Origin of the sequence: Azospirillum sp. A23 (assembly GCF_042938965.1) — a bacterium.
GTDB lineage: Bacteria > Pseudomonadota > Alphaproteobacteria > Azospirillales > Azospirillaceae > Azospirillum > Azospirillum melinis.
The window spans coordinates 1,352,051-1,376,434 of the sequence record NZ_CP170667.1 but is presented as its reverse complement, the minus strand read 5'-3'; the positions used below and the strand labels follow the sequence as shown (position 1 = coordinate 1,376,434).

Genomic DNA, 24,384 nt, shown 5'->3' with positions numbered 1-24,384 from the left:
CGACGCTTTCACCGGAGTGTGACAGCACCGGCCGAGCTTTGTCACCATTATATGGGCTATCATATAGGGTGTCGGGGACGCGGATGCGCCCCTTCCAGGGAAGAGAACAGTGCGCGCGATGAAAAGACATGCCCTTGCCCTCCTGCTGATTCTGGCCGCGCTGGCCGGGGGCGGCGCCCCCGTTTTTGCGCAGGAGGCGGTCGGGGCCTGGACCAAGGCGGGACCGGTGGAGGCGCGGCTGGTGTCGGCGGTGCGCGGCACCGGCGATCTGGCGGTGCTGCCCTTGGGATTGGAACTGCGGCTGGAGTCGGGGTGGAAGACCTATTGGCGCTCCCCGGGCGATGCCGGATTCGCGCCGCGCTTGGACTGGAGCCGCTCCGGCAACCTGGGGGAGGCGACGCTGTCCTATCCGGCGCCGCACCGCTTCTCGGTTCTGGGATTCGAAACGGCGGGCTATGACACGGCGGTTCTCTTCCCGATCCAGGGCAAGCCGGCGACACCCGGCAAGCCGGTCGATCTGGCGCTCACCGCCGAATTGCTGGTCTGCTCGGAAATCTGCGTGCCGCAGACGCTGGAACTTGCGCTTGCCCTTCCGGCCGGGCCGGCCGAGCCCAGCGACGCCGCCAACGACGTGGCGCGCGCGCAGGCTCTGGTGCCGAAGGGGCCGAACGGTCTGCTGCGCATCGACTCCGTGCAGGGCAAGGGATCCGCTCTGGAAGTCGAGGCGACCGCCGCCGATGGCTTCGTTTCCCCCGATCTGTTCGTGGAGACGGACCCGCCGCTGACCTTCTCCGCCCCCAAGACGGTGTTTTCCGACAATGACCGCCATGTCCGCCTGACTCTGACGGTGACCGATCCGCAGCAGGGCCTCGATCTCGCCGGGCGCGCGATGACGCTGACCCTGGTCGATGGTGACAAGGCGGTCGAAGCACCGGCAACCGCGTCGGCCGGTGGCGCCGCGTCGGTGCCCGGCGGTGTCGGGCTGCTGGGGATGCTGGGGGTGGCCCTGCTGGGCGGCCTGATCCTGAACCTGATGCCCTGCGTGCTGCCGGTGCTGTCGCTGAAGCTGATGTCGGTGGTCAAGCATGGCGGGCAGGCGCCTGCCGCGGTGCGCGCCGGATTCCTGGCGAGTGCCGCCGGTATCCTGACCTCGTTCCTGCTGATGGCCTCGGTGCTGGTCGGGGTCAAGGCGGCGGGCGGGGCGGTCGGTTGGGGCATCCAGTTCCAGCAGCCGCTGTTCCTCGTCTTCATGGTCGTGCTGGTCACGCTGTTCTCGGCCAACCTGTGGGGCCTGTTCGAGGTGCCGCTGCCGCGCGCCCTGGCCGACCGGTTGGGCGGCGACGGGCTGGCCGGGCCGTTCGCCACCGGCATGTTCGCGACCCTGCTGGCGACCCCCTGTTCCGCACCCTTCCTGGGCACGGCGGTGGGATTCGCCCTGTCGAAGGGGCCGGTGGAGATCTACGCGATCTTCGCGACTCTGGGCGTCGGCTTGGCTCTGCCCTATCTGGCGGTCGCGGCATGGCCGCGGGTGGCGGGCTGGCTGCCGCGTCCGGGGCGCTGGATGGCGACGCTGAAGACGGTTCTGGGGTTCGCGATGATGCTGACGGCGCTCTGGCTGTTGTCGGTGCTGACCGCGCAGATCGGCGAGGTGGTCGCGGCCACGGTCGGGCTGATGATGGCGGGGCTGGTGCTGGCGCTGTGGGTCGGGCGGAGCGCGCGGGGTACCGCGCGGACCGCCGGGCCGGCGTTGGCGGGCGTGCTGGCGGTCGCCGCATTCGCCATGCCGGCTGCGGTCGGTCCGTCGGCCGGGGCGGCGCCGGTGCTTGCCGAATCCAAGGCGCGTTGGGTGCCCTTTGCCGAAGCGACCATCCGCGAGCATGTCGCCGCCGGACGCACGGTGTTCGTCGACGTGACCGCCGACTGGTGCATCACCTGCCAGGCCAACAAGAAGCTGGTGCTGAAGCGCGGCGAAGTCGCCCAGCGGATGGACGATCCGACCGTCGTGGCGATGCGCGCCGATTGGACCCGCCCGGACGCGGCGATCGCGAAGTTCCTGTCCGACCATGGCCGCTACGGCATTCCCTTCAACATCGTCTACGGCCCCGGCGCACCGGACGGCCTTGCCTTGCCCGAATTGCTGAGCGAGGGCGCGGTGCTGGAGGCATTGAGCAAGGCGGCGGGTAAGCCGGCAGGCAAAGGGGTCTGAGCAGGGTCCGGAAAAGGCCTATGGCTGTTGCGGCTATTCTGCGTTAACAGGGCGGCTCCGGGAGAGCCTCCCGCGCCAAGAGGACGATGATGGACGATCAGATCAACTGCCCGCAGTGCAGCTCCGAAAACGCCTACAATGACGGCAGCCTGTGGAACTGCCCCGACTGCGGGCATGAGTGGAACCCCGACACGGCCGCCGCGGCCGTCGATGCCGAAGCCGGGCAGGGTGTGCGCGATGCCAATGGCAACGCGTTGGTCGACGGTGACAGCGTCACCGTCATCAAGGACCTGAAGGTCAAGGGATCGTCTCTGGTGGTCAAGGGCGGCACCAAGGTGAAGAACATCCGTCTGGTGGACGGGGCCGACGGGCACAACATCGCCTGCAAGATCGACGGCATCGGCGCGATGAATCTGAAGTCGGAGTTCGTGAAGAAGGCGTGACCCGGGCCGTCCGATCTTAACTGGATTGGCGAGCCAACCACGCCTTGCGGCGATTCGCCGCGGGGGATAGAAGGGATGCAGGGCCGGGCTCCGCAAACGGGAGGCCGGCCGGACCCGAAAACGGGCCGAACCCAAAATCGGGCCAAGCCGAAAAACCGGAAGGGTTAGAGACGATGAGCATCCAGGTTGGCGATACCATTCCGTCCGTCACACTGAAGTGGCTGACCGACAACGGCATGCAGGAAGTCACCACGGACGAGCTGTTCAAGGGCAAGAAGGTCGTCCTGTTCTCCGTTCCCGGCGCCTTCACCCCGACCTGCTCCGCCAAGCACCTGCCGGGCTTCGTCCAGCAGGCAGACGCGCTGAAGGCCAAGGGCGTGGACAGCATCATCTGCCTCGCCGTCAACGATCCGTTCGTGATGCGCGCCTGGGGTGACAAGGGCAGCGTCGGCGACAAGGTCAAGATGCTGCCGGACGGCAACGCCACCTTCACCACCGCTCTTGGCCTGACCATGGACGGCTCGGCCCACGGCCTGGGCACCCGCGGCCAGCGCTTCGCCCTGGTGGCCGAGGACGGCAAGGTCACCCATGTCGCCGTCGAGGCCCCCGGCAAGTTCGAGGTGTCGTCGGCCGAAGCGGTGCTGGAAAAGGTCTGATCGCTCAGTGCCCTCTCTCCGGGAATTTCCGGGGAGAGGGCGCTTGGTCAGTTCCGTGCCCGCACGTCGGCCACGCCCCGGCGCGCCAGTTCGTCGGCGCGTTCGTTTTCGGGGTGGCCGGCGTGGCCGCGGACCCAATGGAACTCGATCTCGTGCTGCCGCTTCGCTTCTTCCAGGCGCTGCCACAGATCGACGTTCTTCACCGGTTTCCTGTCGGCGGTCATCCAGCCCTTGGCCTTCCAGCCATGGATCCACTTGGTGATGCCGTTCTTCACATATTCGCTGTCGGTGAAGAGACGGACGGTCACCGGCTTCTTGAGGGCCTCCAGCGCCATGATGGCGGCCATCAGTTCCATGCGGTTGTTGGTTGTCGCCGGCTCGCCACCGTAAAGCTCCTTCTCCACCTCGCCATAGCGCAGGATGGCGCCCCAGCCGCCGGGGCCGGGATTGCCGCTGCAGGCGCCGTCGGTGAAGATGTCGACGGTCTTGCCGCCGGCTTCGGGCGAGGTGGTGCTGTCCGTCATGCCGTCAGGTCCTGCCCGCGTCCGAGTCGTCGAGGAAATAGTCGCCCAGACCGCGGACCGACTGGTGGAAGCGCAGCTTGCGCAGATATTCGAGCGGGTCCTTCGGCCGCACGAAGGCGCCCGGCGGGTGGTTCAGCCAGTCATAGAGACGGGTCAGCAGGAAACGCACGGCGCTGCCGCGGCAGAGCCAGGGCAGGGCGTCCAACTCCTCGCGGGACAGCGGCCGGACCTTGCGGTAGTTGGACAGCAGCAGCCGGGCCTTGGTGGCGTTGAACGAGCCATCGATCTCGAAACACCAGGCGTTGATGCAGATCGCCACGTCGTAAACGAGGAAGTCGTTGCAGGCGAAATAGAAGTCGATCAGGCCGGACAGGCTGTCGCCGCGGAAGAAGACGTTGTCCGGGAACAGGTCGGCGTGGATGACGCCCGAAGGCAGACCGACCGGCCAGTTGGCCGCCAGCGCCGCCAGCTCCGCTTCCAGAGTCGCGCGAAGGCCGGGGGTCACCTCGTCGGCGCGCTCGGCCGACTTGGCGAACAGATCCTTCCAACCGGGCAGGGCCAGCGCGTTCGGCCGCTCCATGCGGAAATCGCCGACCGCCAGATGCAGCCGTGCCAGCGCCTCGCCCAACTGGGCGCAATGCTGCGGCGTGATCCGGCGCGGCCACATGCCGGCCAGGAAGGTGACGATCACCGCCGGGCGGCCGCACAGCTCGCGCAGAGCCACGCCGTCGCGCGCCGCCACCGGCAGCGGGCAGGCGATGCCCTTGTCCGCCAGATGCTCCATCAGGCCGAGGAAGAAGGGCAAATCCTCCTTCCGCGTGCGCTTTTCATAGAGCGTCAGGATGTAGGGTCCGCTCTCGGTCACCAGCAGGAAGTTGGAATTTTCCACCCCCTCCGCGATGCCCTTGCACGACAGCACCGCGCCCAGATCGTACTGGGCGGCGAAGGTGCTGAGATCCTCGTCGGTGACTTCGGTGTATACGGCCATGATGTGCAGCGCCTTACCGGGTTTCCGGCTTGCGGTCAATTTCGGGAGTGATCGGCTCGTAATATTCCGGGCCGAAGCCGGCCAATTGGCGGCTGGCGGTGTTGAAGGGGCGTTTCAGCCCGCCACGGAAATGGCGGCCGACCAGCTCCTGCCACACGGCGACCGGCTCCATCCCGCGGTCGGCGCAGAGATGGACGAACCATCGGCGGCCGGCGGCGACGTGGCCGATCTCCTCGTCATGGATGGTCTGGAGCAGCTCGGCGCTCTCCGTGTCGCCGAAATCGCGCAGGCGGCGCACGGTTTCCGGCGTCACGTCGAGTCCCCGCGCCTCCAGCACCATCGGCACCACCGCCAGCCGGGCGGCGAGGTCGTGGGCAGTCTCGGTCGCCGCCTGCCACAGCCCGTCATGGGCCGGCAGGTCGCCGTAGGAGGCCCCCAGCGCGTTCAGCCGGGTTTCCAGCATCTGGAAATGCCGCGCCTCGTCGTCGGCCACCTGGATCCAGTCGTCGGTAAAGCCCTTCGGCAGGCCGAGAGGCGCGAATCGGGCGACGATGTCCCAGGCGAGATCGATGGCGTTCAGTTCGATGTGCGCCAGCGCATGCAGCAGAGCGATGCGGTTCTGGGCACTGCCGCCGCGCCCGCGCTTGGGCATGTCGCGAGGCAGCTTCAACTCCGGCCGGTCGGGACGGGCAGGGCGGTCGGGCGGCGGTGCCGGCACGTCGGGCGACAGCAGATTGTCGCGCCATGCGGCGGCGTGAAGGCGGGTCAGGCGGACTTTCTCCAGCGGCGCCGCGGTGGTCAGCACCGCGGTCGCCGCTTCACCCAGGCACCATACGGACACGGTCATTTCCAGCCGTAGGCGACGAAGTTCGGATTCAGGATGTCGTCCTTGCCATAGACCAGCGGCGAGCCATCCGGCTGTTCCACCCGGCCGCCGGCGCCGATCAGCACGGCATGGCCGGCGGCGGTGTCCCACTCGCTGGTCGGTCCGAAGCGCGGGTAGAGGTCGGCCTTGCCGCTCGCCACCGTGCAGAACTTCAGCGAGCTGCCGCAGGACACCCGGTCCTTCACCGCATAGTTGCCAAGGAACTCGTCCAGCACCGACCCGCTGCCGTGGGACCGGCTGGCGACGACGGTCAGCCCGTCGGCCGGCGGGTTGCGGACGGAGATCGCGTGGTCGTGGCGGCCTTCCGCGCAATGGACGGCGGTGCCGGGGCCGGCCGCGGCATACAGGTCGCCGGTGGCCGGAGCATAGACGACGCCCAGCACCGGGGCGCCATTCTCGATCAGGGCGATGTTCACGGTGAACTCGCCATTGCGGGAGATGAACTCCTTGGTGCCGTCGAGCGGATCGACCAGCCAGAACCGGCCGCCGGAGATGTCCGGCTTGTGGCCGGCGGCCATCGCCTCTTCCGCGACAACCGGGACTCCGGGCAGCAGGTGGTGCAGCGCCGGAACGATCACCGCCTCCGCCGCATGGTCGGCCTGCGTGACAGGGCTGCCGTCGACCTTGGTGGCGACGTCGATGCCGTCGTTGTAGAAGCGCAGGATGACCTGACCGGCCTCGTGAGCGATGGTGCGGACCGTCGGCAGCAGGCGCGCCACAGCGGCATCGGGCATGGAGTGAACTCCCTATGGTATGAAGAGTCAGCATACCGTGCCCGATGGCGGGCCGGAAGCTCTTGAACGGGTGTGGAACGGAGAAGGCGGATGACGGCCGGATTGCAGTCGGACGGTGAGCGGGGAGAGCGCTGGGGCGCATCGGCCTTATGGCGTGCTATGACCGCGGCCGATCTGGATCGGATTCTCGCCATCGCGGACATCGTGCATCCGGCATATCCGGAGGACCGCAGCGTGTTCGAGGAACGGCTGGCGCTCTACCCCGCCGGCTGCCGTGTGGCCGAGCGCGACGGAGAGGCCATCGGCTACGGCGTCATGCATCCCGGCAGGCTCGGTGTGCCGCCGCCGCTCGATACGCCGCTCGGCAGCCTGCCGGCCGATGCGGACTGCCTGTATCTTCATGACATCGCGCTGCTGTCGGAGTCGCGCGGCACCGGGCTGGGGGTGGCGGTGCTGGATTATGCGCACGGGCTGGCGGTGCGGGAGGGCTGGCAATGGCTGGCGCTGACCTCCACGCCGGGCGCACGGAGCTATTGGGACCGGGTCGGCTTCACGCCCTATGCGGAAGGCGGGCCGGCGCTGGAGGCCAAGCTGGCCAGTTATGGTGGGGGGATGAGCTACATGACGGCGCCTGTTCAGGCGCGGGAATGAGGCTCAAGCGGCCAGCATCGCCATTTCCGGATCGGTCACCACCGCCTGGAAGGCCGGCTTGGCGAACAGGTAGCCCTGCATCAGGGTGACACCCAGATCTCGCAGGGCCTTGGCCTCTTCGGCGGTCTCGATGCCCTCGGCGATGGGCGTGATGGCGAGGTCCTCGCACACCGCCAGGATGGCCTTGACGATGCTGCGCCGCGCCCGCTCGGTGTCGATGTTGCGGGTCAGTTCCATGTCCAGCTTGATGATGTCGGGCTGGAACTCGGCCAGCAGGTTCAGCCCGGAATAGCCGGAGCCGAAATCGTCGATGGCGGTCAGGAAGCCCTGGCGCTTGTATTCGTTGAAGATGCTTTTCAGATGGTCGTGGTCCACCACCCGCTCGTTCTCCGTCACCTCGAAGATGATGCGGTCGGTGGGGAAGCCGGTGCGGCGGGCGGCAGCCAGCGTGGCGCGGATGCAGGCTTCCGCCTTGTAGACGGCGTTCGGCAGGAAATTGATCGACAGGCGCGCGCCGTTCATTGGCAGGCTTGATGCCAGCTCGATGGCCTTGATGCGGCAGGACTGGTCGAAGGCGTAGCGGGTGGAAGCGGTCACCTGTCCCAGGACCCAGCCTGCGCCCTGACCTTCAAGACCGCGCACCAGCGCCTCATGCGCCCAGACACAGCCATTGGCGACGTCGACGATGGGTTGGAACGCCATCGTGAAGTCCAGATCGAGACGGTCAGCACATTGGCCGCCACACCCGCCGTCGCCAAACGCCATCGCCTTACCCCTGTCAGTCAATAGATTGCCACCTTTAGGTAAGGAACAATGCCATGGATTTTATCCGACGGAGGTGTGGCAAGTGCCACACCTTCCGACTAGGACTTTCCCTTACCGTTCCGGTAAGGCTCGTTAAACGGCCTACTCCGCCGCCATCCGTGTTTCGGCGCGGCGGATCGCCGCCCACACCGTTTCCGGCGTCGCCGGCATGTCGATGTGGGTGATGCCGAGGTCGGACAGCGCATCGACCACCGCGTTGATGATGGCCGGCGGTGCGCCGATGGCCCCGGCTTCGCCGGCGCCCTTCATGCCCAGCATGTTGGTGGTGCTGGGCACGCTGTTCAGCTTCACCTCGATCGGCGGCATGTCGACCGCCCGCGGCATCTGGTAGTCCATGAAGGAGCCGGACAGCAGCTGACCGCTGTCGGGATCGAACACCACACGCTCCTGCAACGCCTGACCCAGCCCCTGGGCGACGCCGCCATGGATCTGGCCGATCACCAGCATCGGGTTGATGACCGTGCCGAAATCGTCGACGACGCTGTAGCGCAGAACCTCGACGATGCCAGTGGCGGGATCGACCTCCACCTCCGCGATGTGGCAGCCGTTGGGGAAGGTGCTGGCCGGCGGGGTCCAGCGCGCCATCTCGGAGAAGGCGATGCCGTTGTGCCCATTGCCATCGCCCTCGGCAGCCTTGGCCGCCACCTCCTTCAGGGAAACCGAGCGGTCGGTGCCGACGATGGTGAAGTGGCCGTCAGCGAACTCCACATCGACCTCCGCGGTTTCCAGCAGGTCCGCGGCTACTGTAGTAGCCGCCTTCACCACCTTGGCCGCCCCCTCCGCCAGCGCCGAGCCGCCGACCGGGACCGAGCGGGAGCCGCCGGTGCCGGACCCCCAGCTGACGCGGTCGGTGTCGCCCTGCACCACCTCCACATCCTCCGGCGGGACGCCGAGCCGGTCGGCGAGGATCTGCTTGTAGGCGGTTTCATGGCCCTGGCCGTTGGTCTGGGTGCCGATCATCAGCACCACCTTGCCGTCGCCGTTGACCTGGACGGTCGCCTGCTCCGGCCCGCCGCCCGAGCACGCCTCGATGTAGGTGGCCAGGCCGGCGCCGCGCAGCTTGCCGCGGGCCTTCGCCTTCTCCTTGCGGGCGGGCAGGCCGGCCATGTCGGCGAGGATCAGCCCGTCCTCCAGATTCTGGATGAATTCGCCGGTGTCGTAGACCTGCCCCATCGGCGTGGCATAGGGCATGGCGCTGGCCGGAATGAAGTTGCGCCGCCGGATCTCCGCCGGACCGAGGCCGGTGACGCGGCCGGCATGGTCGATCAGCCGCTCCAGCAGATAGGCCGCTTCCGGCCGCCCGGCGCCGCGATAGGCGTCCACCGGCTGGGTGTTGGTGAAGACGCCCTTCACACGGACATAGACGGCAGGCGTCTTGTAGGACCCGACAAGCATCGCCGAACCGGCATCGGTCGGAATGAAGGGGCCGTAGTTGGACAGGTAGGCGCCGAGGTTGGCGACGGTATCGACCCGCAGGCCCAGGAAATGCCCGTCGGCATCGACCGCGAGGCGCGCCTTGCTGACATGGTCGCGACCATGGTCGTCGCTGATGAAGCCCTCGATCCGGTCGGCCGCCCATTTCACCGCACGGTTCAGACGGCGGGCGGCGAACAGGCAGGCGACATATTCCGGGTAGTTGAACAGCTTCATGCCGAACCCGCCGCCGACATCGGTGGTCAGCACGCGGATGCGCGAGTCCGGTTCGTTCAGGATCCTGGCGAACTGCTTCTGCAGGCCATGCACGCCCTGGCTGGTGACATAGATCAGCAGCCGACCGGGCGCACCGTCCGCCCCGGTTTCGACGCCGGCGACACAGGCGCGGCCCTCCATCGGATTGGCGACGACGCGGTTGTTGACCAGTTCCAGCTCGATCACGCGGTGAGCGCCGGCCAGTGCGGCCTCCACAGCAGCTTCGTCGCCGGTGTCCCAGTCGAAGCAGAGGTTGTTCGGCGCCTCGTCCCAGACCAGCGGGCGGCCGGGCTCCAGCGCCTCCAGCGTGCCGGTGACGGACTGTCGGTCCTCGTAATCGACCATCACCAGTTCGGCGGCCTCGCGCGCGGCTTCGAGCGTTTCCGCCACCACCATGGCGACCGGATCGCCGACATGGCGGGCGAAGCCGCGGGCCAGCGCCGGTCGCGGCGTATCCACATAGTTCGAGCCGTCGCGCTGCTTCAGCGCCGCCTGGCAGGGGATCATGCCGATCTTCTCGGCATCGAGATCGGCGACGGTGTAGACCGCCAGCACACCGGGCTGCGCCAGCGCTTCCGACGCATCGACCGCGCCGATGGCGGCGAAGGCATGGGGCGAGCGGACGAAGGCCGCATAGGCCTGTCCGGGAAGAGACACGTCGTCGGTATAGCGGCCGCCGCCGGTCAGCAACCGGGCGTCTTCGGTGCGCGGAACCGCCTGTCCGATGCCGAACTTCATGGGTGAACTCCCGCCTTCCGGTTCGATGCGATTGGTGTGCCCCGCGAAGATAGGCCGGCTTGAGCGCCAGGGAAACCCCGGCCGCCGGCATGGGTGACGGTTGTCCGCCGCAAGGATTGTCGGTGGCACGTAGCGATGCCAGGGAATGCGACTGGCGCACGGGACCTTCCGGGGCCATATTCCAGGGCATGTGTGGACGAATGCTTCTCACCACCCCGATCAACGAGATCGAGCGTGTGTTCGGCGTGTCGGAGCGGCCGAACCTGATGCCGCGGTGGAATATCGCCCCGACCCAGGACATCCCCGTCATCCGGCGGGAGGAGGACGGCCGCCATCTGGCGATGGTCCGCTGGGGGCTGGTGCCGCCCTGGGCCGACGATGCCGCCATCGGTGGCCGCATGATCAACGCACGCGGCGAATCGGTGGCCGACAAGCCCGCCTTCCGCGATGCCTTCCGCAAGCGTCGCTGCCTGGTCCCGCTGGACGGATTCTATGAATGGACCAGCGTGGGGGAGGGAGCGAAGCCGCGCAAGCAGGGCCACGTCATCCGCCGCCGTGACCGCGGCCTGTTCGCGCTCGCCGGTCTGTGGGAGCGTTGGCGCGGGCCGAAGGGCGCCGCTCCGCTCGATCCGCCGCTGGAGACCGCGACGGTGGTGACGACGGCCACCAATGCCACGCTGTCATTCCTGCACGACCGCATGCCGGTGGTGCTCGATCCCGCCGATTGGGACATTTGGCTGGACCCGGCCACCCCGCTGCCGGTGCTGGAGGGGCTGATCCGCTCCGCACCGGAGGAGTGGCTGGACGTCGTGCCGGTGGGGCCGAAGGTCAACAGCGTCCGCAACGACGACTGCTCCTGCCTCGACCCGCCGCAGGAGACCGTGCCGGCGAAAGCGAAGGACAAGCGGGGCGATGATCAGCCGAGCCTGTTCTGAGGCGATGCCGAGGGCGGCGGCGATGAGGGTTGCAACGGTCGTCGCGGTGCTTTTGCTGGCCGGCTCCGCCGCGGCGCAGACCAACCAGTCGACCAAGAGCCGCGGCCCCATCGCCAACACGCCGGACCAGACGATCAAGGGCTCCGCCATGGCGGTGGAGGGCGATCTGCTGACAATCAACGGGACCGCGGTGCGGCTGATGGGCATCGATGCGCCCGATCCGGGGCAGAAGTGCAAGAACCGCTACGGCCACGAGCTGGACTGCTTCAAGGTCGCCACCGCGGTGCTCGCCAATATGGTGAAGGGCGAGGAGGTGACCTGCACCGTCACCGAACAGGACCGTACCGGCGAGAAGAAGGGCGAATGCCGCGTGCGCGGCGTCGATCTGGGGGCTGCGATGGTGGCACGCGGCTGGGCCTTTCAATATGCCAGCCTGTCGCCCGCCTATCAGAAGGGCGAAGCCTATGCCCAGAGCAAGCGGCTGGGGCTGTGGGCCGGGCAGGTGGAAAAGCCCTGGCAATGGCGCAGCAGGCAGATTCGCCAGAATGCCAAGTAATCCGTGCGCCAAGTGACCTGTGCGCCAAGTGACCGTAAGCCAAGCGACCGGTCGGTCTGACCCTGATCGGAGGTTGCTGACCGGGCGATGACCGCCCACACCCCCATTTCCCAGTCGACCCCTCCGCCGGTCGTGGTAGGATCCGGGAAAGACGACGGACGATCATCAAGCAGGTTCTGCGGCCCGATTGGACAGGGCCGGCGCGATTCCAGAGCGGCAACTCCCACCGGGGAGCGGAGTCACGGGTATGCTCGTTTACGAATGCGAACTTTTCGAAGTGGTTCCGGTGCTGCGCCGCTATGCGCGCGCATTGACCGGCGCCACCGATCGTGGCGACGCGCTGGTCACCCGCTGTGTCGAGGCTGCGGTGATGGCACCCACCCGTTTCGGGCTGGACCGCGGCGGCGATGGCGCCCGCCTGTCGATGTACGCCCTGCTGAACCTGCTGTTCGATCGCTCTCCGGAGGAGTTCGGGCCGCCCGGCCGCCCGTTGCCCTCTCCCCATCCCATCGAACGGGCCCTGGCCGAACTGCCGGAGGCCGACCGTCGCCTGTATCTGCTGACGGCACTGGAGGGTCTGCCCTTGCCGCAGGCGGCGAGGGTTCTGCAATTGAGGACGGGGGAAGCGATCCCGCGGCTGAAGTCTGCCCGCGCGCGGGTGCGCAGCACCATGGTCCAGCGGGTGATGGTGGTCGAGGACAATGCCCTGCTGGCGATGGAACTGGGGGCGCTGGTCGCGGAAATGGGACATGTCGTCTGTGGCACCGCTGGCAACGAGCCGGAGGCGCTGGCTCTGCTGGATGCCGAAAAGCCGACATTGGCCCTGCTGGACGTCCGGCTGGCCGATGGCGGCAGCGGGATCGAGATCGCCCGGCGGTTGAAGCGCGTGCGCGACCTGCGCACCATCTTCGTCACCGCATTCGACGATGACATCCTGGCCCGCGACGCCTGCCATCTGGGGCAGATCGTCCGCAAGCCCTTCACCAACGCCGGCATCCAGGCCGCCATCTCCCGTGCCATCTTCATGCCGCAGCCGGTGGCGCTGGCCTGACGCCCTTCGAGCGATGACAAAGGAACCTCAATGAAAAAGGGACCGCAGGTCGTCCGACGGTCCCTTTTTCATGTCCGGCCTGCTGGCAGGCCGGCATTTCTCTGAACCGTCCTTACACCGTCGTGCGGCGGCCGGCGATCATGCGGTAGATGGCCAGGATGACGACCGCGCCGACGATGGCGCCGATGAAGCCCGCGCCTTCACCCGGCCGATACCAACCGACGGCAGCACCCAGATAGGTGGCGACGAAGGCGCCGGCGATGCCCAGCAGGGTGGTGATGATGAAGCCGCCCGGATCGCGACCCGGCATCAGGAACTTGGCGACGATGCCGGCGAGAAAGCCGATGATGATCGTCCAGAGAATGCCCATGGTGATTTCCCTTCCGTTGCGGGACCGTCTTCCCATGCCCAATAACGGGCAAAGAGGGATTTGGTTCTCAGCGCCGGTGGATCTTTTGGACTGGTACTCTTTCGGTAGGGCGGAGCCTCCCGGCCCTACGCCGTATCCTCCCGGCCGTCTCCCTGAACGAAAACGGCCCCGCAGCGCTCCTCGATCGGGGGCGCTGCGGGGCTGCATTCCTTCGGGCCGGGTCAGCGCAGCGCGCTGATGTTGGCGGCGTACTGCTCCGATCCGCCGGTGAAAGTGGCGGTGCCGGCGACCAGCACGTCGGCGCCGGCCTCGATGGCCAGACGCGCGGTTTCCGGATTGATGCCGCCGTCCACCTCGAGGTCGATCTGCTTGCCGAGCGCGTCGATGCGGGCGCGCAGGTCGCGAATCTTCGGAAGCTGGCTCTTGATGAAACTCTGGCCGCCGAAGCCGGGGTTCACAGTCATTACCAGCACGAGGTCGATGTCCTCCAGCACATGCTGGATGGCGTCCACCGGCGTGGCCGGGTTCAGCGACACGCCAGCCTTCTTGCCCAGCGACTTGATCAGCTGGATGGTGCGGTGCAGGTGCGGACCGGCCTCGGGATGGACGGTGATGATGTCGGCGCCGGCTTTGGCGAATTCCGGAACGAAGAGGTCCACCGGCGAGATCATCAGGTGGACGTCGAAGACCTTGGCGGTATGGGGGCGCAGCGCCTTCACCACGCCCGGCCCGATGGTCAGGTTGGGCACGAAATGGCCGTCCATCACGTCGATGTGGATGTAGTCGGCGCCGGCGGCATCGACCGCGCGGACCTCCTCGCCCAGCCGGGCGAAATCGGCGGAGAGAATCGAGGGGGAAATCTTGACGGCGCGCATGGGGCTTTCCTGGTGCGGGAGGTGGCTTGGACCGGGTCCGATCAGCCGAACTTCCTATCACGGCGTAGCGAGGCAAGTCATGACATGATGTGAACGCCCGATATGCGCATCCAGGTTCGGCAGCTGAGAGTCGGATCCAGCGGCAGCCGGGCCGTTTGGGCTTTACCGCAATTGCGAAGCGTTGTATCCGTTTGAATATAGATGAAATGTCAAATCCGGCAGGAGGTGGCGATGGTTGGGTTGCATGGGTCTCTGGGGCGCGGCCGGTTCAGGTCGGCGATGTCGGCGGTCATTCTCGGTGTCGGGCTGACGCTCGCGGCACCGGCGGCGATGGCGCAGGATGTGCTGGTGCTGGCGGCGGCCTCCACCAAGAATGCGGTGGAAAAGCTGGCCTCGCAGTTCAAGGCGAAGACCGGGGCCACCGTGACCTCCTCCTTCGCCGCTTCGTCGGCTCTGGCCAAGCAGATCGAGAATGGCGCTCCGGCCGATATTTTCATCTCGGCCGATCTCGACTGGATGGACTATCTCCAGCAACGCAGCCTGATCAAGACCGACAGCCGGGTGAACCTGCTCGGCAACGAGCTGGTGGTTGTGGTGCCGAAGGGATCGACGCTGAAGCCCGATCTGTCCAAGGGCGGCAAGCTGGCGGAGCAGTTAAGCGACGGGCGGCTCGCCACCGGCGACCCGTCGAACGTTCCGGTCGGGAAGTACGCCAAGGCCGCGCTGGAGAAGCTGGACCAGTGGGCGGCGGTCGAACCGAAGCTGGCGCGGGCCGACAGCGTGCGTGCGGCCCTGGTTCTGGTCAGCCGCGGCGAGGTGCCGGTCGGCATCGTCTATCGCACCGATGCGGCCGTCGATCCGGGGGTGGAGGTCGCCGCGGCCTTCCCGCCCGACAGCTATCCGCCGATCACCTATCCGGCGGCGCTGGTTGCGTCCTCGAAGAATGCGGCTGCCGCGTCGTTCCTCGACTACATGAAGTCGCCGGACGGCATGGCGGTCTGGAAGGAATTCGGCTTCGTCCCGGCGCCCAAAGCACCGTAAGCTCAGCGGCATGGAAATCCTGACGCCGATGGAAACCACCGCGTTGCTGCTGAGTCTGCGTGTCGCGGGCGTCGCCATCGCGTTGGGATTGCCGCTCGCCGTGCTCGCCGCCTGGGTGCTCGGCCGCTATTCCTTTCCGGGCAAGACGCTGTTCGACGGGCTGGTCCATCTGCCGCTGGTCCTGCCGCCGGTGGTCACTGGCTATATCCTGCTGGTGACCATGGGGACGAAGGGAGTGGTCGGCGGCTGGCTGTACCAGACCTTCGGGGTGAAGCTGATCTTCACCGCCGAAGGCGCCTCGCTGGCGGTGGCGGTGACCTCCTTCCCGTTGATGGTGCGGGCGATCCGCCTGTCGGTGGAGGCCATCGACGGCGGGCTGGAGGCGGCGGCGCGCACGCTGGGTGCCGGGCCGGTCGACCGCTTCTTCACCATTCTGCTGCCGCTGATGGCGCCCGGACTGCTGTCCGGCGCCATCGTAGCCTTCGCAGCGGCGATGGGCGAGTTCGGAGCAGTGATCACCTTCGTCTCCAACATCCCCGGCAAGACGCAGACCCTGCCGCTGGCGATCTATGCCGCGACGCAGGAACCCGGCGGCGATGCGGTGGCGGCAAGGCTGGCGGCAATCTCCTTCACCGTGGCATTGCTGGCGCTGATGCTGTCCGAATTCCTGGCGAACCGGGTTCGCCGCCTGATCGGGCAGGTCTGAACATGCTCGATTTGCAAATCCGCCAGAGGCTGGGCGCCTTTACGCTCGACATCGCCTTCACCGCCGAGGAACGCGGCGTGACGGCGCTGTTCGGCCGTTCCGGGTCTGGCAAGACCTCGGTCATCAATGCGATTGCCGGACTGACCCGGCCGGACGACGGGCATATCCGCGTCGGCGACACCGTGTTCTTCGACAGCGCCCGGCGCGTCGACGTGCCGGTGGAGAAGCGGCGCATCGGCTATGTGTTCCAGGATTCGCGGCTGTTTCCGCATATGACCGTCCGCAGCAACCTTGAATACGGCCTGCGCCGTGTGCCGGCCGCGGAACGGCGCATCGCCTTCGGCCCGGTGGTGGACCTGCTGGGGCTCGGCCATCTGCTGGACCGCCGGCCGCGCGGTCTGTCCGGCGGCGAGAGGCAGCGTGTCGCCTTCGGCCGCGCCCTGCTGGCCCAGCCGCGCCTTCTGCTGATGGACGAGCCGATGGCTTCGCTCGACGCCGCCCGCAAGGCGGAGATCATGCCCTACATCGAGCGGCTGCGTGACGAGATGAACATCCCCATCGTCATGGTCAGCCACGCGCTGGACGAGGTGGTGAGGCTCGCCACCACCATGGTGCTGATCGTGGAGGGCAGGGTGCGTGCGTCCGGACCGGTCGGAACGGTGATGGGCCGGCTGGACCTGTCGGCGGTGACCGGCGCGCAGGATGCCGGCGCCGTGCTGGACCTGACGGTCGAGACCCATATTCCGGACGACGGCCTGTCGGTGCTGGCCTTCGACGGCGGAAGGCTGACCGTGCCGCAGATCGACCGTCCGCCCGGTTCCGCGGTGCGGCTGCACATCCATGCCCGCGACGTGATCGTCGCGTTGCAGCCGCTGGCCGGCGTCAGCCTGCGCAACGCGCTGGCTGCAACGGTGATCGAGTTGGCGGAAGCCGGCCCATCCTCCGCCGACGTGCGGCTGGCGGTGGGTGGTTCCTTTCTGATCGCGCGCATCACCCGTGCGGCAGTGCGCGAGTTGGGACTGATGCCCGGCCGCGAGGTGGTGGCGCTGGTCAAGGGCGTTGCGTTCGAACCGCATGGCGGCACCGCCGTGTCGGACCGGCATGGACGGGTGGTGGACGTGTAAGCGGACGGCCCCTCGTCCGCGAAAAGGAGAGGGGCCGCAATCCGCCGCTTTTACTGCCCGCCCGAGGGGGCGGCGGATCCGCCGGTGCTGGCACCGCCACCGGCCGACCCGCCGGCGGTCGATCCGCCCGGCACGGTTTGGGTGGCGCCGGTGGTCTCGTTCATCGAGTTGCCGGAGGTGCCGCCCTGCACCGGCACGCCGGTCGAAGGCGGCGGGACGGTGGTGGAGCCGCTGCTCGACCCGCTGCTGGTCGTCGGGCTGGTCTGGTTGGACGCGTTGGAATTCTGGGCGTTCTGGTCATCGCAGGCGGCCAGACCCAGAAGCAGGGCGGGCATGGCCACGATCAGAAACTTGCTGCGCATGAGTGTTGCTCCTCAGCCAGTGGGCGGCGCCATCGACGGGACCTGCTGTGCGAGTACGAAGCGGACTCGGTACGGCCCCGGTGACGTCGTATGCGTTCAAACACGCCACCGCCGGTTTCATTCCATCGACCTTGGTGCTATGCCGGGTGGGTGCCTGTTCCGATGAACGGGTTTCCGGCCACGGATGTTTACGATGACAGATGAGAACTTTACAGGAACATCGTCGCGACTTGTGGTCTGCGCGTGACAGATACCCATTACTGGGTTGCGCAAAGAACACGAACCTTTTGCGACTTGGCTTTTCCATCTTTTTCGTTTGACCGGCGGAAAGTCGCTGTGATTCCATCATGCCACCATGACGATGATCGCCGATCTCACCGACACGCTCGCCCGCGCCGCCAAAAGCGCGATCCGCCAAGCAATCATGCCGGCGCTATGCGCCTGCGTGGTCGCCTACTTCGCCTACTACGCGGTCCACGGCGACCGCGGGCTGGTGGCGATGAAGCAGATCCAGGGGGAGATCGCCCAGGCCGAAGGGGTCCTCAACCAGCTCCGCACCGAGCGGGAGGATATGGAACGCCGCGCGCAGCTGCTGCGCGGCGACGGCCTCGACCGCGACATGCTGGAGGAGCGGGCGCGCCTGATGCTGAACTTCTCGAATGCGCGCGACGTCATCGTAAAGCTGCCGAAACTGGCTGAACAGGAAGGGTCCAGCCAGCAGAAGTAAGGGGATTTCAGCCGATTAACCGTTTCGCGGTTAATCTGAAATAGCGCTGCAAAAACAGACGTTTGCGCGCCTCCTGAAGCTCGTGTAGTGTGCGCGCCATATTCGCTTCCGGTGCGGGCTCCCGTATGCCCGCAACGCGCGGCGGCAAAAGGTTCTGTCAATGACCTTTGCCGCTTGAACCCTGGGGAGGAATCATGGCCGCGTCCCGACGCCGTTCCACCAAGGCGCAGACCGACACCGCGCCCGCTCAAGCCGTCTCTTCCGAAGAGCTTCTTCATTATTATCGCGAGATGCTGCTGATCCGCCGCTTCGAAGAGAAGGCGGGCCAGCTGTACGGCATGGGCCTGATCGGCGGCTTCTGCCACCTCTACATCGGCCAGGAAGCCGTTGTGGTCGGCGTGCAGGCTGCCCTGAAGGATGGCGACAGCGTCATCACCAGCTACCGCGACCACGGCCACATGCTGGCTTGCGGCATGGACGCCAAGGGCGTGATGGCCGAGTTGACCGGCCGCATTGGGGGATACTCCAAGGGCAAGGGCGGCTCGATGCACATGTTCAGCCAGGAGAAGAACTTCTTCGGCGGCCATGGCATCGTCGGCGGGCAGGTCCCGCTCGGCACGGGTCTGGCCTTCGCGCACAAGTACAGCAACGACGGCGGCGTGGCCGCCGTGTATTGCGGCGACGGCGCGATCAACCAGGGCCAGGTCTACGAGAGCTTCAACATGGCGGCGCTGTGGAAGCTGCCTGTGCTCTTCATCATCGAGAACAACAAATACGCCATGGGCACCTCGCAGGAGCGCGCCTCTGCCGGCGAACTGCACCAGCGCGGCGCGGCCTACGGCATCCCCGGCTATCAGGTCAACGGCATGGATGTGCTGGAGGTCAAGGCCGCGGCGGACCTGTGGGTGCCCCACATCCGTGGGGGCAACGGCCCCGTCATCCTCGAGATGAAGACCTACCGCTACCGCGGCCACTCGATGTCCGACCCGGCCAAGTACCGGACGAAGGAAGAGGTCGAGAAGATGCGGTCGGAATCCGATCCCATCGATCAGCTGAAGGCGAAGATCCTGTCCGGCAACCACGCCGACGAGGACAAGCTGAAGGAGATCGACCGCGAGGTGAAGGCGATCGTCACCGAATCGGCCGAATTCGCCCAGCAGAGCCCGGAGCCCGATCCGTCGGAGCTGTGGACCGACATTCTCGTCTGATCCTGACGTCAACGATAAGCGGGAGCGGCGCCTTGTGGGACGGGAAACCGGATTCCCCGCGCCGCCGGAGGTTGAGGAATGCCGATCGAAGTGCTGATGCCGGCCCTGTCGCCCACGATGACAGAGGGCAAACTGGCGAAATGGCTGAAGAAGGAAGGTGACTCGGTGAAGTCCGGCGATGTCCTCGCCGAGATCGAAACCGACAAGGCGACCATGGAGGTCGAGGCGGTCGATGAAGGCCGCGTCGGCAAGATCCTGATCGCCGAGGGCACCGACAACGTCGCCGTGAACACCCCCATCGCCGTCCTGCTGGAAGAGGGCGAGGACGAGAGCGCGCTGAGCAAGGGCGGCAACGCCCCGACCGCCGCCGCTCCGGCCGCCCCCGCTCCCGCCCCGGTGGCGGAAGCCGCTCCGGCTCCGGCGCCCACGGTGCCGGCGGCTCCGGTCGCGGCGCCCGCGTCGGACGAGGACAGGTTCATGGCCAAGACCGTCAAGAAGACGGTCCGCGAAGCGCTGCGCGACGCGATGGCCGAGGAAATGCGCCGTGACGACAAGGTGTTCGTCATGGGTGAAGAGGTCGCGCAATACCAGGGCGCCTACAAGGTGACCCAGGGCCTGCTGCAGGAGTTCGGCGAGCGTCGCGTCATCGACACGCCGATCACCGAGATCGGTTTCGCCGGTCTCGGCGTCGGCGCCGCCTTCAAGGGGCTGAAGCCGGTCGTCGAGTTCATGACCTTCAACTTCGCCATGCAGGCGATCGACCACATCATCAACTCGGCCGCCAAGACGCTGTACATGTCGGGCGGTCAGATGAGCAACTCGATCGTGTTCCGCGGCCCCAACGGCGCCGCTGCCCGCGTCGGCGCCCAGCACTCGCAGTGCTATGCCTCGTGGTACGCCCATTGCCCGGGCCTGAAGGTCGTGTCGCCCTGGTCGGCGGCCGACGCCAAGGGCCTGCTGAAGGCGGCGATCCGCGACGCGAACCCCGTCGTCTTCCTCGAGAACGAGATCCTCTACGGCCAGAGCTTCGAGGTTCCGGAGGACGAGGACTTCGTCCTGCCGATCGGCAAGGCCAAGGTCGAGCGCGCCGGCAAGGACGTGACGATCACCGCCTTCTCGATCATGGTCGGCCATGCCCTGGCTGCCGCCGAGATCCTGGCCAAGGAAGGCATCGACGCGGAGGTGATCAACCTGCGCACGATCCGTCCGCTCGACACCGAGACCATCGTCAACAGCGTCAAGAAGACCAACCGCCTCGTCTCCGTCGAGGAGGGTTGGCCCTTCGCCGGCATCGGTTCGGAAATGTGCGCGCTGATGATGGAGCAGGCGTTCGATTATCTCGACGCGCCGGTGGCCCGCGTGGCCGGCCTCGACGTGCCGATGCCCTACGCTGCCAACCTGGAAAAGCTGGCGCTGCCGCAGGTCGATCACATCGTCAAGGCCGCCAAGCAAGCCTGCTACCGCTGAGAGGAGGGCTGATAGGATGACCGTTCAGATTCTGATGCCCGCCCTCTCGCCCACGATGACCGAGGGCAACCTCGCCAAGTGGCTGAAGAAGGAAGGCGACACGGTGAAGTCCGGCGACGTGCTCGCCGAGATCGAAACCGACAAGGCCACCATGGAAGTCGAAGCGGTCGATGAAGGCCGCATCGGCAAGATCCTGATCCCGGCCGGCAGCCAGGGCGTGGCGGTGAACACCCCCATCGCCATCCTGCTGGAAGATGGCGAGGACGAGAGCGCGCTGGCGTCCGCCGGTTCCGCTCCGGCCCCGGCAGCCGCTGCTCCGGCCGCCGCCCCGGCGCCCACGGCAGCCCCGGCTGCCGCCGCTGCTCCGGCTCCGGCCGCTCCGGCGGCGGCTGGCGAGCGCGTGTTCGCCAGCCCGCTGGCCCGCCGCATCGCCGAGCAGGCCGGCGTCGACCTGAAGACCATCAAGGGCACCGGCCCGCACGGCCGCATCGTCAAGGCCGACGTCGAGGCCGCCAAGGCTGCCGGCCCGGCCAAGGCCGCTGCCGCTCCGGCTGCTGCCCCGGCTCCGGCCGCCGCTCCGGCTTCCGCCGCTGCACCGGCCCCGGCTCCCAAGGCCGAGGGTGTGGATGCCAAGGCGCTCGCCGACAAGCTGGGCATGGCCTACACCGCCGTGCCGAACAGCGGCATGCGCAAGACCATCGCCAAGCGTCTCGGCGAGGTGAAGCGCACGGTCCCCGACTACTTCCTGACGGTGGATGTCGAGATCGACGCGCTGATGAAGGTCCGTGCCGAGCTGAACGGCCGGTCCGACGCCTACAAGCTGTCGGTGAACGACTTCATCATCCGCGCCGTGGCGCTGGCGCTGAAGAAGGTCCCGGCGCTGAACGCCGCCTGGACCGACGAGGCGATGCTGCAGTTCCAGCATGCCGACATCTCGGTTGCCGTCGCCACGCCGACCGGGCTGATCACCCCGATCGTCAAGAAGGCGGAGACGAAGGGTCTGGCCGACATCTCCAACGAGATGAAGGTGCTGGCCAAGAAGGCGCGCGACAACGCGCTGAAGCCGGAAGAGTATCAGGGCGGCACCATCTCCATCTCCAACCTTGGCATGATGGGGATCAAGCAGTTCCAGGCGATCATCAACCCGCCGCAGGCCTGCATCCTGGCCATCGGCGCCAGCGAGCAGCGCCCGGTGGTGAAGGACGGCGCTCTGGCCATCGCCACGGTGATGAGCCTGACCGGCACCTTCGATCACCGCGTGGCCGATGGCGCCGTCGGTGCGGAATTCCTTGGAGCGGTGAAGAAGCTGCTCGAGGATCCGCTCTCGATGCTGCTCTGACGGTTGGAGGACCGGTTCCATGTCGAAAAACCTTGCCCCGCTTCGCGCCGAAATCGACGCCATCGACGACGAGATCGTCGCATTGCTGGGCAAGCGCCTGTCCGTCGTCCACCGCGTAGCATCGGTGAAGATGGCGGAGAACCTGCCGGCCGTCCTGCCCGACCGCGTCGAAGCGGTCAAACGGCGGGCGGCCGAGGCGGGTTTGGCGTACGGCCTGGATCCGGACTTCATGGCCACCCTGTACCAGACGATCATCGACGAGGCGTGCCGGGTCGAGGAAGGCATCTTTGCCGCCGGCCGCGAGGATGCGCCTCGCTCCTGAATGGGGAGAACACCCTTGGCCGACATCAATTACGACGTCATCGTCATCGGCGGCGGACCGGGCGGTTACGTGGCGGCGATCCGCGCCGCGCAGCTGGGCCTGCACACCGCCGTCATCGAGCGTGAAAACCTGGGCGGCATCTGCCTGAACTGGGGCTGCATCCCGACCAAGGCGCTGCTGCGCTCGGCCGAGGTGCTGCATCTCGCCAAGCATGCGTCCGACTATGGTCTGGTCATCCAGAACCCGTCCTTCGACCTCGACAAGGTCGTCGCCCGTTCGCGCAAGGTCGCCGGGCAGCTCAACGGCGGCGTCAAGCACCTGCTGAAGAAGAACAAGGTCGCGGTGATCGAAGGCTCCGCCAAGCTGCTCGGCAAGGGGCAGGTGGCGGTTTCCAAGGGCGAAGCCCCGGTCGGCACCTTCGGCGCCAAGCACATAATCATCGCCACCGGCGCCCGTGCCCGCACGCTGCCGGGCCTGGAGGATGACGGCAAGCTGGTCTGGACCTACCGCAAGGCGATGACCCCGGATGCCATGCCGAAGTCGCTGCTGGTCATCGGCTCCGGCGCCATCGGCATCGAGTTCGCCAGCTTCTACAATGCGCTCGGCGCCAAGGTCACCGTGGTCGAGGTGATGGACCGCATCCTTCCGGTTGAGGATGAGGAGATCTCGGGCTTGGCCCGGAAGGCCTTCGAAAAGCAGGGCATGCGCATCATCACCGGCGGCAAGGCCGGCAACCTGCGCAAGGCCGCCGACAGCGTGACCGTGGCCGTCGAGGCCGGCGGCAAGACCGAGGACATCACGGTCGACCGCGTCATCGTCGCCGTCGGCATCAGCCCGAACACCGAGAACCTCGGCCTGGAGAACACCAAGGTCAAGACCGACCGCGGCCACATCCAGACCAACGGCATGTGCGAGACCGACGAGCCGGGCGTCTACGCCATCGGCGACGTGACCGGCGCCCCCTGGCTCGCCCACAAGGCCAGCCACGAGGGTGTGATCGTGGCCGAGCACATCGCCGGCAAGCATCCGCATGCGCTGAACGTCCGCAACATCCCGGGCTGCACCTATTCGCACCCGCAGATCGCGTCGGTCGGCCTGACGGAGAAGAAGGCGAAGGAAGCCGGCTACGAGATCAAGGTCGGCCGCTTCCCGTTCGTCGGCAACGGCAAGGCCATCGCGCTCGGCGAGCCGGAAGGCCTGATCAAGACCATCTTCGACGCCAAGACCGGCGAGATGCTGGGCGCCCACATGATCGGTGCGGAAGTGACCGAGCTGATCCAGGGTTACGGCATCGCCAAGTCGTCGGAGCTGACCGAGGCCGAGCTGATGCACACTGTGTTCCCGCATCCGACCCTGTCGGAAATGATGCATGAGTCGGTCCTTGATGCCTATGGCCGGGCGATCCACTTTTAACTAGTGTTTCCGAGGTGACGTTCTTCCCAGTCGGATGGGGCCATGGACCGCAGCAGCGCCGCGTATGACGATGATTTCTATGCCTGGACCCAAGCCCAGGCGCAGGAGCTTCGCCGTGCCGGCGCCGAACGGAACAACGCCCCGGTCGACTGGGAGAACGTCGCCGAGGAGATCGAGAGCATGGGCCGCAGCCAGAAGTCCGAGATCGACCATCGCCTTGGCGTTCTGTTGGTCCATTTGCTGAAGTGGATGTTCTGCCCAGATCTTCGGGAACGCTGCGAGCGTGGCTGGCGCCTGACAGTACGGGAGCAGCGCAAGAAGCTAATCCGCGAGATCAAGGACAGCCCAAGCCTTCGGCCATACATCGCCGACATTTTCGCCGAGGTTTACTCGGATGCCCGCCTGCGGGCAGCCGTCGAGGCGGATACCTCTGACGGCCATTTCCCGGTCGAGCCGCCTTTCACGCTTGACCAGGCGCTCGATCCGGCCTATCCGGCCGAACTGTTTCCGCCGGAATGGCGGGTTTGACATCCTCATCGCACCTAATT

General features: G+C 67.0%; 26 protein-coding genes. 17 read left to right on the top strand and 9 right to left on the bottom strand.

Going from position 1 to position 24,384, the window contains the following annotated elements; translation table 11 throughout:
- Positions 1 to 118 precede the first annotated feature (118 nt).
- The 3 genes from ABNQ40_RS23840 to ABNQ40_RS23830 all read left to right on the top strand — a co-directional run bounded on the left by ABNQ40_RS23840 (position 119) and on the right by ABNQ40_RS23830 (position 3,305).
- Positions 119 to 2,206 carry a protein-disulfide reductase DsbD gene (locus tag ABNQ40_RS23840; protein WP_109049925.1) on the top strand — a complete coding sequence of 696 codons (2,088 nt, stop codon included), beginning with the start codon at positions 119 to 121 and terminating at the stop codon, positions 2,204 to 2,206.
- An 89-nt stretch (positions 2,207 to 2,295) separates the two neighbouring features.
- Positions 2,296 to 2,649 carry a zinc ribbon domain-containing protein YjdM gene (locus ABNQ40_RS23835; protein ID WP_098741082.1) on the top strand — a complete coding sequence of 118 codons (354 nt, stop codon included), beginning with the start codon at positions 2,296 to 2,298 and terminating at the stop codon, positions 2,647 to 2,649.
- Positions 2,650 to 2,822: 173 nt separating this feature from the next.
- Positions 2,823 to 3,305, top strand: coding sequence for a peroxiredoxin (locus ABNQ40_RS23830; protein WP_109049924.1), 483 nt, complete (start codon positions 2,823 to 2,825; stop codon positions 3,303 to 3,305).
- A 47-nt stretch (positions 3,306 to 3,352) separates the two neighbouring features.
- On the opposite strand, the gene rnhA is transcribed toward ABNQ40_RS23830, so the two are convergent.
- Genes rnhA through cysQ form a run of 4 tightly spaced genes read right to left on the bottom strand, consistent with a single transcriptional unit; the run spans position 3,353 to position 6,437 of the window.
- On the bottom strand, positions 3,353 to 3,829 hold the full coding sequence (gene rnhA, locus ABNQ40_RS23825; protein ID WP_109049923.1) for a ribonuclease HI: 477 nt from the start codon (positions 3,827 to 3,829) through the stop codon (positions 3,353 to 3,355).
- 4 nt (positions 3,830 to 3,833) lie between these two features.
- A complete protein-coding gene (locus tag ABNQ40_RS23820; protein ID WP_109049922.1) occupies positions 3,834 to 4,817 on the bottom strand; it encodes a homoserine kinase in 984 nt (327 codons plus the stop codon).
- A 13-nt stretch (positions 4,818 to 4,830) separates the two neighbouring features.
- Positions 4,831 to 5,664 carry a ferritin-like domain-containing protein gene (locus ABNQ40_RS23815; protein ID WP_109049921.1) on the bottom strand — a complete coding sequence of 278 codons (834 nt, stop codon included), beginning with the start codon at positions 5,662 to 5,664 and terminating at the stop codon, positions 4,831 to 4,833.
- On the bottom strand, positions 5,661 to 6,437 hold the full coding sequence (gene cysQ, locus ABNQ40_RS23810) for a 3'(2'),5'-bisphosphate nucleotidase CysQ (RefSeq protein ID WP_109049920.1): 777 nt from the start codon (positions 6,435 to 6,437) through the stop codon (positions 5,661 to 5,663). The genes ABNQ40_RS23815 and cysQ overlap by 4 nt, the downstream gene beginning before the upstream one ends.
- Before the next feature lie 90 nt (positions 6,438 to 6,527).
- Here cysQ and ABNQ40_RS23805 point away from each other — a divergent pair, with 90 nt between their 5' ends.
- A complete protein-coding gene (locus ABNQ40_RS23805) occupies positions 6,528 to 7,088 on the top strand; it encodes a GNAT family N-acetyltransferase (protein WP_109049919.1) in 561 nt (186 codons plus the stop codon).
- A 3-nt stretch (positions 7,089 to 7,091) separates the two neighbouring features.
- Here the strand turns inward: ABNQ40_RS23805 and ABNQ40_RS23800 are convergent, their stop codons facing one another.
- On the bottom strand, positions 7,092 to 7,790 hold the full coding sequence (locus ABNQ40_RS23800; RefSeq protein ID WP_199235329.1) for an EAL domain-containing protein: 699 nt from the start codon (positions 7,788 to 7,790) through the stop codon (positions 7,092 to 7,094).
- Between the two features lie 204 nt (positions 7,791 to 7,994).
- Entirely contained in the window at positions 7,995 to 10,340 is a 2,346-nt protein-coding gene (locus ABNQ40_RS23795) for a xanthine dehydrogenase family protein molybdopterin-binding subunit (protein ID WP_109049917.1), read from the bottom strand.
- Between the two features lie 200 nt (positions 10,341 to 10,540).
- Between ABNQ40_RS23795 and ABNQ40_RS23790 the strand changes: the two genes are divergently transcribed.
- The 3 genes from ABNQ40_RS23790 to ABNQ40_RS23780 all read left to right on the top strand — a co-directional run bounded on the left by ABNQ40_RS23790 (position 10,541) and on the right by ABNQ40_RS23780 (position 12,882).
- Positions 10,541 to 11,275: an SOS response-associated peptidase gene (locus ABNQ40_RS23790; protein WP_199235328.1), complete on the top strand. Its 735-nt coding sequence runs from the start codon at positions 10,541 to 10,543 to the stop codon at positions 11,273 to 11,275.
- A gap of 22 nt (positions 11,276 to 11,297) precedes the next feature.
- On the top strand, positions 11,298 to 11,831 hold the full coding sequence (locus ABNQ40_RS23785; protein ID WP_247879787.1) for a thermonuclease family protein: 534 nt from the start codon (positions 11,298 to 11,300) through the stop codon (positions 11,829 to 11,831).
- Positions 11,832 to 12,078: 247 nt separating this feature from the next.
- Complete coding sequence (locus ABNQ40_RS23780) at positions 12,079 to 12,882, top strand: response regulator (RefSeq protein ID WP_109049914.1); 804 nt, start codon at positions 12,079 to 12,081, stop codon at positions 12,880 to 12,882.
- A gap of 112 nt (positions 12,883 to 12,994) precedes the next feature.
- On the opposite strand, the gene ABNQ40_RS23775 is transcribed toward ABNQ40_RS23780, so the two are convergent.
- Together ABNQ40_RS23775 and rpe are read right to left on the bottom strand one after the other, a co-directional pair.
- Positions 12,995 to 13,252: a GlsB/YeaQ/YmgE family stress response membrane protein gene (locus ABNQ40_RS23775; protein ID WP_109049913.1), complete on the bottom strand. Its 258-nt coding sequence runs from the start codon at positions 13,250 to 13,252 to the stop codon at positions 12,995 to 12,997.
- A 221-nt stretch (positions 13,253 to 13,473) separates the two neighbouring features.
- On the bottom strand, positions 13,474 to 14,127 hold the full coding sequence (rpe, locus tag ABNQ40_RS23770; RefSeq protein ID WP_109049912.1) for a ribulose-phosphate 3-epimerase: 654 nt from the start codon (positions 14,125 to 14,127) through the stop codon (positions 13,474 to 13,476).
- Positions 14,128 to 14,358: 231 nt separating this feature from the next.
- Here rpe and modA point away from each other — a divergent pair, with 231 nt between their 5' ends.
- From modA to modC, 3 genes are read left to right on the top strand one after another with little or no spacing between them, the layout of a single operon-like run.
- Entirely contained in the window at positions 14,359 to 15,168 is an 810-nt protein-coding gene (modA, locus tag ABNQ40_RS23765; protein ID WP_109490937.1) for a molybdate ABC transporter substrate-binding protein, read from the top strand.
- Between the two features lie 10 nt (positions 15,169 to 15,178).
- Complete coding sequence (gene modB / locus ABNQ40_RS23760; RefSeq protein ID WP_109049911.1) at positions 15,179 to 15,874, top strand: molybdate ABC transporter permease subunit; 696 nt, start codon at positions 15,179 to 15,181, stop codon at positions 15,872 to 15,874.
- A 2-nt stretch (positions 15,875 to 15,876) separates the two neighbouring features.
- Positions 15,877 to 16,998, top strand: coding sequence for a molybdenum ABC transporter ATP-binding protein (gene modC, locus ABNQ40_RS23755; protein WP_109049910.1), 1,122 nt, complete (start codon positions 15,877 to 15,879; stop codon positions 16,996 to 16,998).
- Positions 16,999 to 17,048: 50 nt separating this feature from the next.
- Here the strand turns inward: modC and ABNQ40_RS23750 are convergent, their stop codons facing one another.
- Complete coding sequence (locus ABNQ40_RS23750; RefSeq protein ID WP_109049909.1) at positions 17,049 to 17,360, bottom strand: hypothetical protein; 312 nt, start codon at positions 17,358 to 17,360, stop codon at positions 17,049 to 17,051.
- 355 nt (positions 17,361 to 17,715) lie between these two features.
- On the opposite strand from ABNQ40_RS23750, the gene ABNQ40_RS23745 reads away from it, so the two are divergent.
- From ABNQ40_RS23745 to ABNQ40_RS23715, 7 genes are all read left to right on the top strand, one after another.
- On the top strand, positions 17,716 to 18,087 hold the full coding sequence (locus tag ABNQ40_RS23745) for a septum formation initiator family protein (protein ID WP_199235327.1): 372 nt from the start codon (positions 17,716 to 17,718) through the stop codon (positions 18,085 to 18,087).
- Positions 18,088 to 18,281: 194 nt separating this feature from the next.
- Entirely contained in the window at positions 18,282 to 19,295 is a 1,014-nt protein-coding gene (gene pdhA, locus ABNQ40_RS23740; RefSeq protein ID WP_109049908.1) for a pyruvate dehydrogenase (acetyl-transferring) E1 component subunit alpha, read from the top strand.
- Positions 19,296 to 19,373: 78 nt separating this feature from the next.
- The gene (locus tag ABNQ40_RS23735; protein WP_109049907.1) at positions 19,374 to 20,762 is read left to right on the top strand and encodes a pyruvate dehydrogenase complex E1 component subunit beta; all 1,389 of its coding nucleotides are present in this window, start codon (positions 19,374 to 19,376) and stop codon (positions 20,760 to 20,762) included.
- A gap of 16 nt (positions 20,763 to 20,778) precedes the next feature.
- Positions 20,779 to 22,101: a pyruvate dehydrogenase complex dihydrolipoamide acetyltransferase gene (locus ABNQ40_RS23730; RefSeq protein ID WP_109049906.1), complete on the top strand. Its 1,323-nt coding sequence runs from the start codon at positions 20,779 to 20,781 to the stop codon at positions 22,099 to 22,101.
- 19 nt (positions 22,102 to 22,120) lie between these two features.
- The gene (locus ABNQ40_RS23725) at positions 22,121 to 22,423 is read left to right on the top strand and encodes a chorismate mutase (protein WP_109049905.1); all 303 of its coding nucleotides are present in this window, start codon (positions 22,121 to 22,123) and stop codon (positions 22,421 to 22,423) included.
- Between the two features lie 15 nt (positions 22,424 to 22,438).
- Complete coding sequence (gene lpdA / locus ABNQ40_RS23720; RefSeq protein WP_109049904.1) at positions 22,439 to 23,836, top strand: dihydrolipoyl dehydrogenase; 1,398 nt, start codon at positions 22,439 to 22,441, stop codon at positions 23,834 to 23,836.
- 42 nt (positions 23,837 to 23,878) lie between these two features.
- Entirely contained in the window at positions 23,879 to 24,364 is a 486-nt protein-coding gene (locus ABNQ40_RS23715; protein ID WP_109049903.1) for a DUF29 domain-containing protein, read from the top strand.
- The last annotated feature ends 20 nt before the right edge of the window (positions 24,365 to 24,384 follow it).

Bases quoted from the DNA above. Each gene is read 5' to 3' on its own strand.
- ABNQ40_RS23840 (WP_109049925.1), top strand. From the start codon at position 119: ATGAAAAGACATGCCCTTGCCCTCCTGCTGATTCTGGCCGCGCTGGCC.
- ABNQ40_RS23835 (WP_098741082.1), top strand. From the start codon at position 2,296: ATGGACGATCAGATCAACTGCCCGCAGTGCAGCTCCGAAAACGCCTAC.
- ABNQ40_RS23830 (WP_109049924.1), top strand. From the start codon at position 2,823: ATGAGCATCCAGGTTGGCGATACCATTCCGTCCGTCACACTGAAGTGG.
- rnhA (WP_109049923.1), bottom strand. From the start codon at position 3,829: ATGACGGACAGCACCACCTCGCCCGAAGCCGGCGGCAAGACCGTCGAC.
- ABNQ40_RS23820 (WP_109049922.1), bottom strand. From the start codon at position 4,817: ATGGCCGTATACACCGAAGTCACCGACGAGGATCTCAGCACCTTCGCC.
- ABNQ40_RS23815 (WP_109049921.1), bottom strand. From the start codon at position 5,664: ATGACCGTGTCCGTATGGTGCCTGGGTGAAGCGGCGACCGCGGTGCTG.
- cysQ (WP_109049920.1), bottom strand. From the start codon at position 6,437: ATGCCCGATGCCGCTGTGGCGCGCCTGCTGCCGACGGTCCGCACCATC.
- ABNQ40_RS23805 (WP_109049919.1), top strand. From the start codon at position 6,528: ATGACGGCCGGATTGCAGTCGGACGGTGAGCGGGGAGAGCGCTGGGGC.
- ABNQ40_RS23800 (WP_199235329.1), bottom strand. From the start codon at position 7,790: ATGGCGTTCCAACCCATCGTCGACGTCGCCAATGGCTGTGTCTGGGCG.
- ABNQ40_RS23795 (WP_109049917.1), bottom strand. From the start codon at position 10,340: ATGAAGTTCGGCATCGGACAGGCGGTTCCGCGCACCGAAGACGCCCGG.
- ABNQ40_RS23790 (WP_199235328.1), top strand. From the start codon at position 10,541: ATGCTTCTCACCACCCCGATCAACGAGATCGAGCGTGTGTTCGGCGTG.
- ABNQ40_RS23785 (WP_247879787.1), top strand. From the start codon at position 11,298: ATGAGGGTTGCAACGGTCGTCGCGGTGCTTTTGCTGGCCGGCTCCGCC.
- ABNQ40_RS23780 (WP_109049914.1), top strand. From the start codon at position 12,079: ATGCTCGTTTACGAATGCGAACTTTTCGAAGTGGTTCCGGTGCTGCGC.
- ABNQ40_RS23775 (WP_109049913.1), bottom strand. From the start codon at position 13,252: ATGGGCATTCTCTGGACGATCATCATCGGCTTTCTCGCCGGCATCGTC.
- rpe (WP_109049912.1), bottom strand. From the start codon at position 14,127: ATGCGCGCCGTCAAGATTTCCCCCTCGATTCTCTCCGCCGATTTCGCC.
- modA (WP_109490937.1), top strand. From the start codon at position 14,359: ATGGTTGGGTTGCATGGGTCTCTGGGGCGCGGCCGGTTCAGGTCGGCG.
- modB (WP_109049911.1), top strand. From the start codon at position 15,179: ATGGAAATCCTGACGCCGATGGAAACCACCGCGTTGCTGCTGAGTCTG.
- modC (WP_109049910.1), top strand. From the start codon at position 15,877: ATGCTCGATTTGCAAATCCGCCAGAGGCTGGGCGCCTTTACGCTCGAC.
- ABNQ40_RS23750 (WP_109049909.1), bottom strand. From the start codon at position 17,360: ATGCGCAGCAAGTTTCTGATCGTGGCCATGCCCGCCCTGCTTCTGGGT.
- ABNQ40_RS23745 (WP_199235327.1), top strand. From the start codon at position 17,716: ATGACGATGATCGCCGATCTCACCGACACGCTCGCCCGCGCCGCCAAA.
- pdhA (WP_109049908.1), top strand. From the start codon at position 18,282: ATGGCCGCGTCCCGACGCCGTTCCACCAAGGCGCAGACCGACACCGCG.
- ABNQ40_RS23735 (WP_109049907.1), top strand. From the start codon at position 19,374: ATGCCGATCGAAGTGCTGATGCCGGCCCTGTCGCCCACGATGACAGAG.
- ABNQ40_RS23730 (WP_109049906.1), top strand. From the start codon at position 20,779: ATGACCGTTCAGATTCTGATGCCCGCCCTCTCGCCCACGATGACCGAG.
- ABNQ40_RS23725 (WP_109049905.1), top strand. From the start codon at position 22,121: ATGTCGAAAAACCTTGCCCCGCTTCGCGCCGAAATCGACGCCATCGAC.
- ABNQ40_RS23715 (WP_109049903.1), top strand. From the start codon at position 23,879: ATGGACCGCAGCAGCGCCGCGTATGACGATGATTTCTATGCCTGGACC.